The following is a 17,858-nucleotide window of genomic DNA, read 5'->3' as shown; positions in this document are numbered from 1 at the left end:
AATAAGTTATTTAAAACTATTTCATATAAATTCCTAATCCGGGTTGCTCAGAAAGTAGAATCTTTCCATTTTCAATACTTGTTCCCAACGCCAAATCATTAGCTATTAAATTAGCTCCATCTAAATCCACATAATCTGCGAAAGGAGTTAAAACCGCTCCTGCAGAAATACCTACTGTACTTTCAGTCATACAACCAATCATAATTTTAAAATGAGCCCTTTTAGCTTCCTCAATTAACGCTAAAGCAGGTGTTAACCCACCTACTTTTACTAATTTAATATTAATTGTTTTATAATGTGCTTTTAAATTTGATAAGCTTTCCTTTCCCTGACAATCTTCATCTGCCATCCAATTTACTTTTTTTGAAGCATCTAATTGTGCATAATTTTGGTAACCAATAGGCATGGGCTGTTCTATGTAACTCAATTGTTCCGAAATACTATTATTTTCTAGCATTTTACAATCTTCAATTGAAAAACTCCCATTAGCATCTAATGCAATCGCTTTGTTAGTTTTTAAAAGTAGTTCTATATCTTTTAAATTAAAAAAATTACATTTTACTTTTATTTTTGACCAATTCAAGCTATTAATCTTCTCCAATTGTTCCTTAAGAGAGCCGATACTTATAGTAATAGATGATTCTGGAAGAGCATTAAATGAAATTGTATTAAGAGTTAAAAAATTTTTATTCTCAAGCTTACCAAATAAATCCCAATAAGCACAATCCAATGCAGAAGTTAAAAAAGTAGACAATTTAAGTTGTTGTAAAAAAACATAAAAAAACACTGGATGTTCAATGGGTTGCTTTTCTATTTTACTTTGAATTTGTTCTAAGACCGTTATTAAGTCTTTAATTTTAATACCATAATAATCAATTGCGGTACATTCTCCATAACCAAATAAACCATTACAACTTAATGAAACAATAATTGCTTCTCTATTGGTATAAGAACCATAACTAATGGTAAAAGTTTCTTTTAATTGTAATTGAACATGTTTCCAACTTAATTTCATACCTTATAGAATTGGTATAAAAATAAAAAATCTCCTAAAAGGAGACTACAGAAATATAAAAAACATGTAAAAAATAAAAAAATGGCAAGCGACCTACATCGCACCGCTACAACCGCTTACCCTTGCTGCGTTCCCACCCTGGGGGAGTCTGCAGGAGCTGGTCGTGTAGGACTTGCCGGTGCAAATATACAAACATTTTATATTTTTGCAAGGGTAATTGTAACTTTAAAAAATCGTTGTATATTGTACTAATAAAAATTTACTGTAATGATGAATCTTAAGCCATTCGCTTTCATACTATTAAGCCTTTTTATTAATTCCTGTGGGAAAGATAAAAATGATGAAAAAAAATTATTTTCTATTGATACATCTGCCTTAAAGCAGGTTTATCAATTAGATGAACGCGTTAATTTGGTTATAAAAAACGAAAATAAAGAAACTATAGATTCTGTTGTTTACACAATCAATGAAAACAGAATTGGTTCTGTAAAAAATAATTCTCCTTTTAAGTTTGATTTAGAAAATCAAAAGTTAGGTTATCAGAGTGTAAAAGCTGTGATTTATGCAAATAATACTTCCTATGAAGCCAATGCTAATTTTATGGTAGCTTCTAACATTAATCCTAAAGAATTAAAATATAAAATTATAAACACCTACCCACACGATATCAAAGCGTATACACAAGGTTATGAATTTTACAGAGATACACTTTTCGAAGGAACTGGTAACGGTGAAGGAAAAGGTACAGGAACTAGAGGAATTTCCAGTTTACGTAAAACAAATTATAAAACAGGGGAAGTGTATAAAACAGTGCCTCTTGCTCAAGAATATTTTGGAGAAGGAATTACCATCTTAAATAATAAAGTATACCAATTAACCTGGTTGAATAATGAAGGGTATGTTTACAATGCAGATACTTTTGAAAAGATTAAAACTTTTAAGTATTTTAAGCAAATGCAAGGCTGGGGTTTAACCAATGATGGCAAAAATATCTACATGAGTGAAGGTAGTGAAAAAATTTACATCTTAGACCCTGAAACGCTTCAAGAAGTAGACTATATAAATGTATATACCAAGAAATCTAAAATTGAAGCACTAAATGAATTGGAATGGATTGATGGAAAAATATGGGCCAATGTATATGGTAGAGATGCCATTGCTGTTATTAATCCAAAAAATGGTGCTGTAGAAGGTATCATGAATTTGAGTGATTTAAAAACAAAAATCACACAACATCCAGATGTTGATGTTTTAAATGGTATTGCATATAACCCAAAAACAAAAACCATTTTTGTAACGGGTAAAAATTGGGATAAAGCATTTGAAATTATCTTAGAATAAGAAAAGCCGAGTTAAACTCGGCTTTTCTATTTATTAACTTTGATGCAATTGATACATCTTTGTTACCCATTTATCTGCAAGATTAATTTCATTTGTAATCATAAAATTTTTGGAATCTAATTGAAAAAAAGGAACAGAAACACTATTTACAGTATCATTTAAAGTAATATCAAGAAACAAACCTTTAATTACTTTATTACCATGAGTTGCAGATTGATTTGCAAACTCTTTCCTTGTTTTACAACTAATAATATCCTGAACACAAATACTTTGTGAAATAAAATTAGCATCATTTTTTATTGCAAAAAATAATTTTGTTTCAGTTAGAGCAATAATTGATTCATTGGAATTCCATATATCATATTCTAATATTGGTTCTGTAATTCCTAATTCATGCTTACAGTTTTGCATCAAAATTTCTTTTTTCTTTTTTGTACTTCTATTAATTATGTAGATAGGTAATCCTGTTAAAATTATAAAAACAGAACCTATTAAGGCACTAGATAAATCCATGTCTTTTTTATTTTTAAAATTATTTTAAGTTATGTAATCTGTAAAAAAGAATGTATTTACCAGAATTGGTGAAAAGGGAAAATAATCTTTAGAAGATTTAATTTTCCAATTAAAATATGCGAATCAAGTATGGTAAGTGAAATATACTTGCTAAATCTTTTTTCATTAACAATGCTGTTTCTTTTGGTTGCAGTTTTTGCAATAAAAAAACGCTTATTTGTAAATTCTTTTTGAGAAATTCCACGCGTTACAGCTGTAAAATGATATTCGATTGATGACAAAACAGCATGCTCTGAGTGATTTGTAAGATTCTGCTGGAAAGAATTTAATTTTAAAGATACTATGTCCTTTTTCTTATCTACAGTATTAGTAAATAAAGAAAACAATAAAACAACGATAAAACTAATCGTTATAGTACAAAGGAGTTTTATATTTTTTGTAGAAAAGGGCATTTAAAGATACAAATGTAATAAAAAGTAAACATTATAATTGTTTTCATTTTTAAAGGGAGAAAAAATCTCCCTTTTATTCATGTAAAATATAATAGTACTTTAGGTTTTGGTAGGTCTTCAGTAATTTTTGCTATCCATTTTTTGGCAATACGCAATTCTTCTCCCATAATAGCATCTTTTTTATCCGCTTTAAAAAACTCCAATCGTATGTTTTCATTTTGATGCTGCATTTCAAAAATTAATTCTAAAAACGCAATAGATTTTGAATTATTTTTTTGTTGATTCGTGTAACTATTTTTTATTTGGTTTACAGGAATTTTAATTTTAGTGTGATAGTCATTTTTGTTTCTAATAAAGAAAAGATATTCTTTATCGGTACTTATTCCAATAATAGAATTATCTGTCCAAGTGTCAAATTCTGTTACTCGTTTATTTTCCTGAGCAGCAAATTGGTTTAATGCATCAATAAGACGCTTTCTTTTTTTATTTAATTTGTTATTTATGAGTAAGATAGGAATAAAGATTATTATAAAAATCAATATTCCTATTATGTTTCCAAATGCATTCATTTTAATTTAAGTTTTGATTAATTATTTCTATTTTGATTTAAAAAATAATGTTGATTACCAAAAACTATGAAAAGGATAAATAATTTGGAACTTTGAAAAGGTAAACAAATTGTGATTTAAATTTTTCTCATTTAAAGTGCTTAAAAATGAAAAAAACTGTTCTCTACTTGTATTATTAGTAGTGTAAAAAGGATAAAAAGGGTTATTTTTTTCAGTATCAACACAACTTTCATTGGTTTCTTCTATAAATGAGTTTGGGTTTTCAAATAGAGAAGTATTGCAATCGTATTTTGAATATACTGTTACAAATTGATGCTCTGAAATGGAAACCAATTGAACATTAGATATATCTTTAAAATCACTTTTACTACAATATAAAAGAGAAGAAAAAAATAGAAATATAAAGTATTTGAAATACTTACTCATTGTAACACATTAATTAGAGTAAAGTTAACCACTTTTAACATGAAAAAAAGCAAAAATAATGTTAATTTATTTTTGCTTTACTAATTATAGTTAAACTTAATAATATATTGTTACGATGTTTTTCTAGCTCTTTTTTCCTTATAATACGATTTAGAACTTATATAAATTGTTTTAGTTACTTCTGTGAATACTTTTCCGTTTTTATCTGTAATAAATAATGGTTTTACCAAATCGATCTCATTTTCATTTTTTACATTCTCAATTATTTGTTGAATTTCATCAGAAGTAAAATCGAACGTAACAAAAGCGTTTTGATAAGCAGGACGCTTGAATTTAATTTCAGTGGCTTTATCCCAAACTACATATTCTTTTCCCAAAATCTGCATTAATTGAATCATATAAATAGGATCAGTGGCAGCAAACAAACTGCCTCCAAACATAGAACCTACATAGTTTCTATTTTTATAACTCAACCGAATAATCACTTTTACTGTAAGTAAATCTTCAGAAACAGATATAATTCTTCCACAACTTCTCCTATACATAGGAGAAATATTAAACATCGTTTTGAACAATGTAGCTTTTTTAAAAAATCGATTTAAAAATTGAAATAGAGCGTCATACATCACATTATACTGTCAAATGGGCTACAATATCTTTTACAGGCAAAATAGCTTTAGTGTACTCAATACTTGGTCCAGCAACCCAAACTGTCTTATAAGTAACTTGTTTTGCTGCTTTCTCTGTAGCTTTCATCCCAATGTAAAAACGAACCATTTTAACCCATTTCTTTAAGGATTTATTCTTATTTAAAATGCGTTCTAACCAACTCTGTTTGGTTCCTACTTTTTGAACATAAGGAGTATTAATAACAGTACAAGGTGTACCCGATATTCTTTCTGTCATTACAATATCCTTCTCTCCATAATCTACACAAGCTTGCTTATATTCATCAGAAACACCAGCTTCAATAGAAGCAATAAATGGGCTCCCTACAGAAACACCAATAGCGCCGTATTGTAACATTTTATCAACATCTTCCTTTCTACCCACTCCACCTGCTGAAATAACTGGTAATGAAGTGCCTTCATTCAATTGCTTTATCAATTCTTCAGGACTAATATTCCCTCTATGTCCCCCAGCTTGATTATTAACCGCTATTAAAGCATCTGCATTTAAGCTTTCTACTTTTTTTGCAAAATTTAAATCGGTTACATCACAAAAAACTTTTATTCCTACTTTATGTGCTTCTCGAATTGTTTCTTCAGGACTACCTAAAGAAGTTAAAATGAAGTCTACTCTTTCTTCACATAATATTCTTAATTGTTCTTTGTACTTTACATTCGATTTATTTACGATTAAATTATATCCAAAACTACCTCCTTCAACCTTGGCATTCTTCAACTCATGAATAGAAGCTCTCAATTCTTCTAATGTACGATAGTTTAATGCAGGTATACAACCCGCAACACCATTTTTCATACCTTCAATTACCATTTTGGTATTTGAGACTAAAAACATAGGCGCCATGATAATGGGATGTTTTATTCCTAATATAGTGGTCAAATTTGGTTTTTCCATTTTACTGTATTTTTATTCAAATATAGTAAAGTTTTATTAAATAGTATGCATGCATACTATTTAATAATCTATATTACCTTCTTTTTTTAGAAGAAGATGCTTTAGAATAACTACCTTTTTTCATTTCATATTTATCAGCAGTAACATTGTAAGTATAGGTATTTTGCTGAGTTTTATTTTTTAAAATAAAATCGCCATTAGGCAATAAATTAAATTCAAAACCTTCTCTTCTATTACGTTCTTGAGTTTCTGAAGCTGTTTTATTTTTATCCAAAAAAACAGTTTCTACTATATGGCTTGTTTTTTGAATATTACCAATAAGTAATTCTTTTTTAGATACATTCCAAATTTGAGATTCTACAAAGTTTTCATCTTCCTTTTTTAATTTAGTACTAATCACATTATTTTCTTCCCAATGCACATAATATAGTTTTACATTATTTGTTGTATAAGATGAAATCGCAAAATTAAGTGGTTTAAAATCGAGATTATCGGATGTTTTTAATTTCAGCGTATCTAGTACATTACCATTGGTAACAAATAAAACGATTTGTTTTTGCTTGTTAACACTAATCATTTCTGCTGAAATATTATCAACTTTAGCTAAAACAGTTTTTGCATTACTTTTTTTAGTAGTAGATTTTTTCTTTTGTGAAAAGCAAACAGTGGATAAGATTAGCAACGAAACTAAAAATATTCTTTTCATATTTATTTCAAATTAAGGGGTTGTTAGTTGTTTTTTATTAAATATTATTTATAAACTATTTTTTTAAGATTTTATTTCATTTTTGCATACCAAAATACAAAAAATAGACAAACAAAAGATAAAACACAAAATACTTCTTTTTTGTAATGAAAAAATAAAAAATGTTAAATAATTCTAATAATTTATTAAGAAATAAATAAATCTGGTTTTTTTCAAATAAATTTGAAATTAACAAAACCAAAATAACCAATAATTTAATTTATGTTAAAAAAAGTAACACTACTAGCAACTTGTTTGATTTTTTTGTTTGGGGTTGATAGTTATGGTCAAAGAAAAAACAAAAAAAGAGATGCTAAAGCAAGTACAACTGCTTCAGCAAAAAAAACAGATGAAAAAAAAGGTCCGAAACCTTATAATAAGGTTATTGATTCTTCAGCTGTAACGCAAAGAGGATTAATTGATATTCATAAAGTAGACAAAAAATTTCTATTTGAAATTTCTGACTCTTTAATCGGGAAGGAAATTATGACCATCACAAGATATTCTAAAACACCAGCTGGTGGTGGTATATTTGGAGGGGAAGAAATTAATAGACAAGTAGTAAAATTTGAAAAAGGATTAAATGATAATATTCTTTTACGATCGATTACCTATGTAATTATGTCTCCAGATGAAGACAAACCTATTGCACGAGCTGTGAAAAATTCGAGTTCTGATCCAATAATTGGTAACTATGATATTTTAGCATATAAAAAAGATGCTTCTGGTAAAGAAAATATTGGATATGTAATAGATATGAATGCAACATTTGATGCTGATGTTCAAACATTTTCGCTAAGTCCAATTAATAAGCAATTATTAAGTATTCAATCATTTCAGAAAGATAAATCGTTTATACAGGATATAAAAAGTTTCCCTATTAATACTGAAATAAGAAGCGTAAAAACGTTCTCAACAGAACAACCAAAAATTTCAAGAAACCCATCCCCAAAAATTGGAGTAGATTTACCTTCAGGTTTAGATGCTGGTGTGGTTACTTTAGAATTAAATACATCTATGTTATTACTTCCAGAAAAACCAATGCGTAAAAGAGCTTTCGATAAGCGGGTTGGGTATTTTGCTAATCATTATGATGTTTTTAAAGAAGAATCTTTAAAAGCTGATAAAGAAGTATTTGCAGTAAGATGGAGACTTGAACCGAAAAATGAAGAAGATGCACTAAGACAAAAAAACGGAGAATTGATAGAACCTAAAAAGCCAATTGTATACTATATCGATCCAGCTACACCAGACAAATGGAAGCCTTTTATTAAACAAGGTATTGACGATTGGAAAGAAGCATTTGAATTTGCTGGTTGGAAAAACGCAATTCGTGGTGAATACTGGCCAGAAAATGACCCAACAATGAGTTTAGAAGATGCTCGTTTTTCAGTTTTACGTTATTTTGCTGCTGATATTCCAAATGCTTATGGACCAAATGTTCATGATCCAAGAACTGGAGAAATTATGGAAAGTCATATTGGTTGGTATCATAATGTAATGAGTTTATTACGTGATTGGTACTTAGTTCAAACTGCTGCAGTAGATCCAAGAGCAAGAAATAAAAAGTTTGATGACAAATTGATGGGAGAATTAATTCGTTTTGTGTCTTCTCATGAAGTGGGACATACTCTAGGTTTACGTCATAACATGGGAGCAAGTAATGCCACTCCAGTAGAAATGTTACGCAACAAAGAGTTTATTGAAAAAAATGGCCATACATCTTCAATCATGGATTATGCCCGTTTTAATTATGTAGCACAACCCGAAGATAATATTACAGATTTATTCCCAAGAATAGGAGATTATGATAAATGGGCTATTAAATGGGGTTATTCCTATTTTGATGATGCTAAAAATGAAGAAGAAGAAAAAGCCATGTTAAATACGATGACAAAAGAAGCCTATAAAAATCGTCGTTTATGGTTTGGAACAGAAACAAGTCCGTATGATCCAAGATATCAAACGGAAGATTTAGGAGATAACGCCATGAAAGCTTCTGCTTATGGAATTAAAAATCTAAAACGAATTTTACCTAATTTAATTCAATGGAGTAAAGAAGATGGAGAAGATTATTCTGAATTACAAGATTTATATGGATCATTAGTCGGTCAATTCAGAAGATATATGGGGCATGTAACTAAAAATGTAGGAGGAATATATGAAACACCTAAAACCTACGATATGGAAGGCGCACAGTATGAAGTTGTTCCGAGTACTATACAAAATGATGCAGTGGCCTTTTTAAATGAAAATTTATTTGCAACACCAACTTGGATTTTAGACCTAAATATCCTTTCAAAAATAAACCCAGACAATGGTGTAGAATCGATTAAAGCTTTACAAAACAGCACTTTATCAAGTTTATTATCAGGAGATAGATTAATTCGATTAATTGAAACATCCTCATTAAGTAAAGACAACTATTCAGTGGATGAACTAATGGGAGATTTAAGAAAAGGAATTTTTTCAGAATTAAAGACTGGAAAAACCATAGATATATATCGAAGAAATTTACAAAAATTATATACTAATGAATTAATTCAAGCTTTAGATGTGGAAGGAAAACAAACAGCTAGAGCGTTAAATAGAAGAACGGTAAGTTATAATGAAACGGATATTCCTTCAATTTCTAGAGGTCAGTTATCGGAGTTAAAAAGAGAAATTAAAACAGCATTAACCCTAACTAGTGATCGATTAAGTAAATTCCATTTACAAGATTTATTATCAAAAATTGATTTGGCTTTAGACCCAAAATAATAGTATCTTTTATAAAAACAAAACCGTTTACCAATAAGTAAACGGTTTTTTATATAGAAAAACCCGAGTAGTATTTTACTCGGGTTTCTTTTAAATATTAAGAAAAAAATTTACTTTACTTCTTCAAAATCTACATCTTGAGTTTGATCACCAGAAGCTTCTCCTTGTGGTTGTGCTTCTTGCGCTCCACCTTCAGCCTGTGCTTTGTACATTTCTTCAGATGCATTTTTCCAAGCTTCATTAATTTTATCTAAAGCTGGAGTAATTGTAGCTACATCTTTAGATTCATAAGCTGCTTTCAATTCTTCTAAAGCTCCTTGAATAGCTGATTTGTTACCTTCAGATAATTTTTCACCAAATTCAGCTAATTGTTTTTCAGTTTGGAAAATCATAGAATCTGCTTCATTTAATTTGTCCACTTTTTCTTTTGCTTGTCTGTCTGCTTCTGCATTCATTTCAGCATCTTTCTTCATTTTTTCAATTTCTTCTGGAGTTAATCCTGAAGATGCTTCAATACGAATATCGTGTGATTTACCAGTTCCTTTATCGGTAGCAGAAACTTTAATAATACCATTTGCATCAATATCAAAAGTTACTTCAATTTGAGGAATTCCTCTAGCTGCTGGTGGAATACCGTCTAAATGGAATCTACCAATTGTTTTATTATCTTGCGCCATTGGTCTTTCTCCTTGTAAAACATGGATTTCAACTGATGGTTGGTTATCTGCTGCTGTAGAGAAAACTTGTGATTTCTTAGTAGGAATAGTTGTATTCGCTTCAATCAATTTAGTTAAAACACCTCCCATAGTTTCAATACCTAATGATAATGGTGTTACGTCTAATAATAATACGTCTTTTACATCTCCTGACAATACTCCACCTTGAATCGCTGCACCAATAGCAACTACTTCGTCTGGATTTACACCTTTAGAAGGCTTTTTACCAAAGAATTTTTCAACTTGCTCTTGGATAACAGGAATACGTGTAGAACCACCTACTAAGATAACTTCATCAATATCAGAAGTAGATAAACCTGCATCTTTTAATGCTTTAGCCACTGGATCCATCGAACGTTTTACTAAATTTTCAGATAATTGTTCAAATTTAGCTCTTGTTAATGTTTGTACTAAGTGTTTAGGTCCTGTTGCTGTTGCTGTAACATAAGGTAAATTAACTTCTGTTTGTGTAGAAGATGATAATTCAATTTTAGCTTTTTCAGCCGCTTCTTTTAAACGTTGCAAAGCCATTGGATCTTTACGTAAATCGATACCTTCAGCTGTATTAAATTCATTTGCTAACCAATCAATAATTACCTGATCAAAGTCATCACCTCCTAAATGTGTGTCCCCATTTGTAGATAATACTTCAAATACACCATCACCTAATTCTAAGATCGAGATATCAAAAGTACCTCCACCTAAATCATAAACGGCAATTTTTTGATCTTTACCTTGTTTATCTAAACCATAAGCTAAAGCAGCTGCAGTTGGCTCATTAATAATACGCATTACTTCTAAACCAGCAATTTGACCTGCTTCTTTAGTAGCTTGACGTTGTGCGTCATTAAAATAAGCTGGAACGGTAATAACTGCTTTGGTTACTGATGCTCCTAAATAATCTTCAGCCGTTTTTTTCATTTTTTGAAGTGTCATAGCTGACAATTCTTGTGGTGTGTATAATCTACCATCAATATCAACTCGTGGCGTATCATTATCACCTTTAACTACTTTGTAAGCAACTGTTGATGCTTCTTTAGCACTTTCTGAATATTTATTACCCATAAAACGTTTTACAGAAGCAATCGTCTTTGTTGGATTAGTTACCGCTTGTCTTTTTGCAGGGTCACCTACTTTAATTTCTCCTCCTTCTACAAATGCAATTACTGAAGGAGTTGTTCTTTTTCCTTCTGCGTTTGCAATTACAACAGGTTCTCCACCCTCCATAACTGCCACACATGAATTTGTTGTTCCTAAATCAATTCCAATAATTTTACTCATAATTTTAATCTTAATTTATTGTGTGTTTTTTATTTTATTCTTTAAAACTTGTTAACCATATAGTCAATCATTATGCCAAGAACAATTTATTACCTATTTGTCAGAATTTTGTCATAACTTTTTTTTACCAATGACAGAATGTCATAAAAAAAGGGTTACCTACTGGCAACCCTTCTTATAAATTTAGATAGTTAGAATTATCTTAAGTTGATATATTCTTCTTCAGACATTTCTCCTCTAGCAATTTTTCCTAGTTCTTCCATATGAGATAACATAAAATCGTGGAATTCTTGGCTAATTCCATCTGGTTTAGCCATTCTATATGTTCCATTTAACACTCCATTATAGTAATAAAAGAAGTTATAATCAAAACTAGATGCTGATAATTTTGGATTTCCTGGATCAGCTAAAAGGAATCCTAAACGAACAGCTGATCTTCTTTGTGGAGGTGTTCCATGATGACCGGGACTTGTAGTAGAGTAATCACCAATTGCATAAGCCGCTTCAGAAGCTGATGCTATAGCAGAAAAAGTAGACTTACCATATCCTCTTCTTAAATAGTAACCTGCAAACCCATCTGCTTCTAATTCTGCAGCTCTTGCCGTTGACTCATTTCGAGAAGGTAGACCATAAGCATATTGTAATTGATGACCATATTCATGTGCTAAAATCATTACATTGATTAAGTTAGAATTGTCTCTATCATAAGCCCATTTGAAAATAGCTTCACCAAAATAAATTTTTCCATTACTATAAGAAATAGCGTTGAAAGTTGAGTTTGGATTAGACAAATCTCTTACATAACGGAATGTAGGAGCTGATCTTCCCCAAAAAGACGCAATAGCACTATTCTGTGAAGTAACTAAACTAGAGTTTCTGGTACTTCCACTGTTTGGCAAACTTGTATAAAGACTAGCTGTTGAACTCCAGTTTCCATCAACATAACCACAGTCTCCTTCTCTGCTATTAGGTTGTTGATCTACTACTGATAAAACTTCGTCTTGAGAATCAAGAGTTGTTTCTTCGTCTTTACTACAAGAAAGCATCGTGCTTAATGCTAATGCTCCTAAAAAAAGAGAAGCATGTCTGAAATTTGTTTTCATTATTAAAAATAGTTAAGGTTATTAATATGACAATATTATGTATTTTTTTATTATTAATTTTACATTAAATCTGTCTTAAAAGTTAATTTTTTCAATTAAAAGCAACATATCTATAAAAAAGAACTTTTGTCGGTATTTTTTCTAAAAATTTCTAAAAAATTAACAAAAAACAACCTTCGTCAAAAAAATATAACGAAATAAGAATTTTTAAATAATAATCTAAATTTAATTTTCTATTCTATATTTGTAAATAAAAAAAGTCCCATGGAATGTATCTCAGTTTTTGATATGTTAAAAATCGGTATTGGCCCTTCTAGCTCTCATACTTTAGGACCTTGGAGAGCAGCAGAAAGATTTATCAAAGAACTAAAAGAAAAAGAGTTAATAGATTCTATTAATAGAATTAAAGTTGATTTATATGGTTCTTTATCGTTAACTGGTAAAGGACATGCAACAGATTTAGCTGTAATGTTAGGCTTAAGTGGTGCTGATCCTGAATACATTCCAGTTGAAAGTATTGATGTAATAATATCTGCTATTAAAAATAAAAAAGAACTATTTCTAGGTAATGAAATAATTATTCCCTTTCATCTTGAAGAAGATATTGTTTTTAATCGCGAATTTTTACCTTTTCATGCTAATGGCATTAAATTTACCGCTTACACCACAGATTCTGAATATGAAAATACCTATTACTCCATTGGTGGCGGATTTGTAGTTGTAGAAGAACGAATTAATTCGGCTGCAAATGAAGAAATAAAATGCGCTTTTCCATTTCCCATAGATAAAGCTTCAGAATTGTTAGTTTATTGTCAAAGTGAAAACAAAAAGGTTTGGGAAATAGTATATGAAAATGAAAAATCTATGCGAAGTGAAGCAGCTATTCATAACGAGTTAATGCGTGTTTGGGACACAATGCTAGAATGTATGTACATTGGTTGTCATTCTGAAGGGATATTACCTGGAGGATTAAATGTGAGACGAAGAGCCTATGATATGCATAAAAATATGATTGGTGTATTACCTTATGATAGTCCCTATTCTTGGATGCAAATTATTAGACAAACAGAAGTAAAATTTAGACAAATTCTAAAATGGGTAAGTTGTTTTGCTTTGGCTGTAAACGAAGTAAATGCCTCATTAGGAAGAGTTGTAACAGCACCTACAAATGGAAGTGCTGGAGTAATTCCTGCTGTCTTAATGTATTATTTAGTTATTGAAAATCATCAAGCAAACGAAGAACAAATCAAACAGTTTTTAATGACTGCTGGAGAAATTGGTAGTATTTTCAAGAAAGGAGCTACAATTTCTGCTGCCATGGGTGGTTGTCAAGCCGAAATAGGTGTTTCTAGTGCAATGGCCGCTGCAGGTTTATGTGAAGTTATGGGTGGCACGCCAGAGCAAGTAATGATAGCTGCTGAAATAGCTATGGAACATCATTTAGGATTAACTTGTGATCCTATTGGTGGATTAGTTCAAGTTCCTTGTATAGAAAGGAATACCATGGGAGCTATTAAAGCTATTAATGCTGCCGAACTTGCATTGGAAACAGACGCAAAGAATACCAAAGTTCCTTTAGACAAGGTAGTAAACACCATGTGGGAAACAGCAAAAGACATGAATACTAAATACAAAGAAACCTCAGAAGGTGGTTTAGCGATTGGTGTAAATTTAGCTGATTGCTAACCTTTTATCTATTTTCTTCTCGTATCTATTATATGAATAATAACCCATCCATTATTCTGTTTTAATAATGTGAAAGAATTGACTCCTTTATGACTTAACGTATTATTAATGTAAAATTCATAAGGAGTCCATACGTGTGCTAATCCACCGTCTATTTGTATTTGATAATCTAAAATTCTCTCTTCGAATTTTACTGTATTTGGAATAGCACTTATAGATTTTAAAAAATCGGAATATTTTTCTGTAATTAATTTTTCCTCCTCTTTAGTGGTAGCAATCGTTTGTATACTAATTTCTTTATGAGAAATTTTTTGCAAATTAACGGTATCTTTTGCATGAAAAGCATTAAAAAAAGCTACAATTGTGGCTTTAGGATTAACTTCTTGTGCTTTTAAAGCTGTAAAAGAAAGTAACAAAAAATATAATACTATTTTTTTCATCTTATTTTATTTATTAGTATTAGTAGTTTTTTCTTAAAAATAGTTACAGTTTCTAAGAATATGTTAATTTTACATTCTTATAAAAACAATTATTTAATTTTTACCTCAATTCAGGATAAATCCCCATAAAACATTATGTCAGTAGCTAAAAAAGATTATAAAAGAATTACCACTAGAACATTAATTGAAATGAAAGACAATGGAGAAAAAATCTCCATGCTAACAGCCTATGATTACACTATGGCTAAAATTGTAGATTCATCTGGTGTAGATGTGATCTTAGTAGGTGATTCAGCTAGCAATGTTATGGCTGGACATGAAACCACTTTACCAATTACTTTAGATCAAATGATTTATCATGCCTCTTCAGTAATTAGAGCTGTTGAAAGAGCCTTAGTGGTTGTCGATTTACCTTTTGGAAGTTATCAATCAGATCCAAAAGAAGCGTTGCGTTCTGCTATTAGAATTATGAAAGAAAGTGGTGGTCATGCCGTTAAATTAGAAGGTGGTCAAGAAATTAAGGATTCAATCAAACGTATTTTACATGCTGGAATACCTGTGATGGGTCATTTAGGATTAACACCTCAATCTATTTATAAATTTGGAACTTATACCGTTAGAGCTAAAGAAGAAGCAGAAGCTGAAAAACTAATTGAAGATGCTAAAATGCTTGAAAAAGTAGGATGTTTTGCTGTTGTATTAGAAAAAATACCAGCTAGTTTAGCAGAAAGAGTAGCCAAAAGTATTTCTATACCTGTGATAGGCATTGGAGCAGGAAACGGTGTAGACGGTCAAGTATTAGTATTGCATGATATGATTGGTATGACACATGAGTTTAGTCCAAGATTTTTAAGAAGATACATGAATTTGTATGAAGATATGACAACAGCTATTAGCCAATATGTAACTGATGTTAAAGCAGTTGACTTTCCAAATGAAAACGAGCAATATTAAGAAGTAAATCAATTATAATTTTATCTATTTCCTTTTTTGGAAACATAGGGCAATAAAACATGATGCACATTTCTATCGAATAATATTTTATATAATTTTATTTTTGAAGGAATTTTTTTTGTGTAAGATGATTCATTGGCAAACCAAGTTAATTTCTTCTTGGTTTTAAAATATTTATTTACAATTGTATAATCCCTATAATCAAATGAAAGATAATCTGTAGGATAAATTGTATTCTTTTGGCTTATTATAGAAATATAATAGGCCAAACTATCTTTAGATTTAGTGTATAGATAAGGTGGTAAATAATATGAGGTCTTGTAACCTGCATCTTTAAAAGCCAAAGCTAATTTTGGATTAGTAGTTTCTAAAATTATATTTTTTTTTATAAGATGATTTTGAATCACTATTTCATTCAATCGATTTATAGCATTCGTCTGATTACTCTCAGATAAATTTTTAAAATCCAGCCAAATGAATAAATCATTTACTCCTTTACTATTTGAAAAATAGGTTTTTAAATCTAACTGTATGCTTTTTGCTGGTGGATGATTTACATCAAAAACATTTCTCAAAGAATCAAACACAATATCTAGCTCAACTCCTCTATACTTATTCTTTACTTCCTCTAATTTCTCCATACTATTTACTCGATGTACCATAATTTTAGGAGCAAATAAAATAGCAATAGTTTGATTAGAATAAAAAATTAATGATAAAACTGCAAAACTAATCAAGACTATTAGTACTCTTTTTCCTTTTTTTCCCATGTAATGCTTCATTTTTCTAAAATCTTTATTACTACCTTTTTAGAAGGCATATAATTAACATTTAAAATACTTTTTTTAGAATGAAAAGCAGTAAAATGTATTCCTGCTAAATCTGCCATCGAATAAATTAAATCTTCAGAACAATATCTTCTTTTAACATCGAAAACTAAATTATTTTTTTCATCCTTTTTTTTATCTGAAAGCCATAAAAGAAATGGAATTTCGTACATAGATTTCGTCCCCTTTGTTTCAGTATGACCAAAAAAATCTATACTTTCATATACCTCTTCTCCATGGTCAGATAAGCATAAAACAGCTGCTTTTTGATTTTCTCTTTTTAAAAGTTCAATAATAGAAAACCAAATATAATCTTGGTATAAAATAGAATTATCGTAATTATTTATGGTTTCAAAGACTTCTTTTGTATTGAATTTAGTTTTCGGTTTATTTACAAAAACATTAAACGAGTTTGGATAACGATCTTTATATGATAAATGCGTTCCCATTAAATGTAGTATAATTAACTTTTTACTAGTCTTTTCTTTTAAAACTGATTTGTAAGTTTCAAAAAGGACTTCATCGTACGGAGATTTGTTATCTGAAATATTATAAAAAAACTTATGATGGGAACTATTCGCAATTCCTGTAATAAAATTATCCCATATTCCTGTTGGTTTTTGGTTTGATATCCAATAAGTAGTAAAACCTGCTTGATTAAACAATTGCAACAAATTACCTTTATATTTTAAATCTAAATTATCGGTTGTACCTAAGGTTAATACTTTTTCCAATGCCGTTAAAGTGTGTGTATTAGGGCAAATTACATTATTATACACAAGCAGCTCATTAGAAATCGAATGCAATAAAGGAGTCGTGTTTCTATAATAATCGTATAATTCCATATGATTTTTTGTTGTAGATTCGCCTATAACTAAAACATAAGTTTCTGGTATCGAATCCTTTTTTAAAGTCACATTCTTAAAATAATCACTAGTTTTATTAAACTTCTGATTATTATAACTTATCATTTGCAATTTGTAATCTTGAATTGCTTCTAGCATAACCATTGGAAAGTAACTCTTGTTGAGTGGTGGAATTATCAATAAAATAAAACCTAAAAATAAAATTATTTTAAATACTATTTTAGTTTGCTTTTTTAAATTTATATAGGGCAAACAAATAATTTTCTTGCGTAATAGAATCGTAAAAGTGGAATATATCAAAACAAAACTTGTAGCAATTAAAAAAAATGTAAGGGTAAAATATTCGTTTGTGAAAGAACTAATTTCAGAAAAATTGGATTCAAAAAAAATAAAAATACTTGAACTTGTAAGATAACTTCTAAAAGTTATTAAATAAAATGTTTCTATTAATGAAAATAAATAAACAAAAAATAGTAGAATCAGTAGGATTATTTTATTTTTTGTTAAATAGAAATTTGAAAAAAGAAACAATAATATACCAAGTAGTACATTTTGAACTATATCTGTCTTAAAATAAATACCA

16 protein-coding genes and 1 other RNA gene are annotated in these 17,858 nt (G+C 29.5%); 4 read left to right on the top strand and 13 right to left on the bottom strand.

Features of this window, described 5'->3' with window-relative positions; translation table 11 throughout:
* Positions 1-16: 16 nt before the first annotated feature.
* The gene (locus CX675_RS02715) at positions 17-1,015 is read right to left on the bottom strand and encodes an enolase C-terminal domain-like protein (RefSeq protein ID WP_130733683.1); all 999 of its coding nucleotides are present in this window, start codon (positions 1,013-1,015) and stop codon (positions 17-19) included.
* 79 nt (positions 1,016-1,094) lie between these two features.
* Positions 1,095-1,193: signal recognition particle sRNA small type (gene ffs, locus CX675_RS02710), an RNA gene on the bottom strand.
* Between the two features lie 89 nt (positions 1,194-1,282).
* On the opposite strand from ffs, the gene CX675_RS02705 reads away from it, so the two are divergent.
* Complete coding sequence (locus CX675_RS02705) at positions 1,283-2,356, top strand: glutaminyl-peptide cyclotransferase (protein WP_130733682.1); 1,074 nt, start codon at positions 1,283-1,285, stop codon at positions 2,354-2,356.
* Between the two features lie 33 nt (positions 2,357-2,389).
* Here CX675_RS02705 and CX675_RS02700 read toward each other — a convergent pair whose 3' ends face one another.
* The 6 genes from CX675_RS02700 to CX675_RS02675 all read right to left on the bottom strand — a co-directional run bounded on the left by CX675_RS02700 (position 2,390) and on the right by CX675_RS02675 (position 6,603).
* The gene (locus CX675_RS02700) at positions 2,390-2,869 is read right to left on the bottom strand and encodes a hypothetical protein (RefSeq protein WP_130733681.1); all 480 of its coding nucleotides are present in this window, start codon (positions 2,867-2,869) and stop codon (positions 2,390-2,392) included.
* Between the two features lie 529 nt (positions 2,870-3,398).
* Entirely contained in the window at positions 3,399-3,890 is a 492-nt protein-coding gene (locus CX675_RS02695; RefSeq protein WP_130733680.1) for a hypothetical protein, read from the bottom strand.
* 54 nt (positions 3,891-3,944) lie between these two features.
* Positions 3,945-4,316: a hypothetical protein gene (locus tag CX675_RS02690; RefSeq protein WP_130733679.1), complete on the bottom strand. Its 372-nt coding sequence runs from the start codon at positions 4,314-4,316 to the stop codon at positions 3,945-3,947.
* 110 nt (positions 4,317-4,426) lie between these two features.
* A complete protein-coding gene (locus CX675_RS02685; protein ID WP_130733678.1) occupies positions 4,427-4,942 on the bottom strand; it encodes a DUF4442 domain-containing protein in 516 nt (171 codons plus the stop codon).
* Between the two features lie 4 nt (positions 4,943-4,946).
* Positions 4,947-5,897 carry a nitronate monooxygenase family protein gene (locus CX675_RS02680; RefSeq protein ID WP_130733677.1) on the bottom strand — a complete coding sequence of 317 codons (951 nt, stop codon included), beginning with the start codon at positions 5,895-5,897 and terminating at the stop codon, positions 4,947-4,949.
* Positions 5,898-5,970: 73 nt separating this feature from the next.
* On the bottom strand, positions 5,971-6,603 hold the full coding sequence (locus CX675_RS02675; protein WP_130733676.1) for a hypothetical protein: 633 nt from the start codon (positions 6,601-6,603) through the stop codon (positions 5,971-5,973).
* A 261-nt stretch (positions 6,604-6,864) separates the two neighbouring features.
* On the opposite strand from CX675_RS02675, the gene CX675_RS02670 reads away from it, so the two are divergent.
* The gene (locus CX675_RS02670; RefSeq protein ID WP_130733675.1) at positions 6,865-9,402 is read left to right on the top strand and encodes a zinc-dependent metalloprotease; all 2,538 of its coding nucleotides are present in this window, start codon (positions 6,865-6,867) and stop codon (positions 9,400-9,402) included.
* 110 nt (positions 9,403-9,512) lie between these two features.
* On the opposite strand, the gene dnaK is transcribed toward CX675_RS02670, so the two are convergent.
* Positions 9,513-11,399: a molecular chaperone DnaK gene (gene dnaK, locus CX675_RS02665; RefSeq protein ID WP_130733674.1), complete on the bottom strand. Its 1,887-nt coding sequence runs from the start codon at positions 11,397-11,399 to the stop codon at positions 9,513-9,515.
* A gap of 197 nt (positions 11,400-11,596) precedes the next feature.
* Complete coding sequence (locus CX675_RS02660) at positions 11,597-12,502, bottom strand: metalloprotease (RefSeq protein WP_130733673.1); 906 nt, start codon at positions 12,500-12,502, stop codon at positions 11,597-11,599.
* 264 nt (positions 12,503-12,766) lie between these two features.
* Between CX675_RS02660 and CX675_RS02655 the strand changes: the two genes are divergently transcribed.
* Complete coding sequence (locus CX675_RS02655; protein ID WP_130733672.1) at positions 12,767-14,188, top strand: L-serine ammonia-lyase; 1,422 nt, start codon at positions 12,767-12,769, stop codon at positions 14,186-14,188.
* An 8-nt stretch (positions 14,189-14,196) separates the two neighbouring features.
* On the opposite strand, the gene CX675_RS02650 is transcribed toward CX675_RS02655, so the two are convergent.
* Positions 14,197-14,628, bottom strand: coding sequence for a nuclear transport factor 2 family protein (locus CX675_RS02650; protein WP_130733671.1), 432 nt, complete (start codon positions 14,626-14,628; stop codon positions 14,197-14,199).
* Positions 14,629-14,763: 135 nt separating this feature from the next.
* On the opposite strand from CX675_RS02650, the gene panB reads away from it, so the two are divergent.
* Entirely contained in the window at positions 14,764-15,582 is an 819-nt protein-coding gene (gene panB / locus CX675_RS02645) for a 3-methyl-2-oxobutanoate hydroxymethyltransferase (protein WP_130733670.1), read from the top strand.
* A 20-nt stretch (positions 15,583-15,602) separates the two neighbouring features.
* On the opposite strand, the gene CX675_RS02640 is transcribed toward panB, so the two are convergent.
* A complete protein-coding gene (locus CX675_RS02640) occupies positions 15,603-16,364 on the bottom strand; it encodes a hypothetical protein (RefSeq protein ID WP_130733669.1) in 762 nt (253 codons plus the stop codon).
* Positions 16,361-17,413 (bottom strand): phosphoethanolamine transferase, encoded by a 1,053-nt coding sequence (locus CX675_RS02635; RefSeq protein WP_165395958.1) that lies wholly within the window; start codon positions 17,411-17,413, stop codon positions 16,361-16,363. The genes CX675_RS02640 and CX675_RS02635 overlap by 4 nt, the downstream gene beginning before the upstream one ends.
* Positions 17,414-17,858 lie beyond the last annotated feature (445 nt).

Origin of the sequence: Flavobacterium sp. J27, assembly GCF_004303025.1 — a bacterium.
GTDB lineage: Bacteria > Bacteroidota > Bacteroidia > Flavobacteriales > Flavobacteriaceae > Flavobacterium.
The sequence above is the reverse complement of the archived record's forward strand: the minus strand, read 5'-3'. Positions and strand labels throughout refer to the sequence as shown.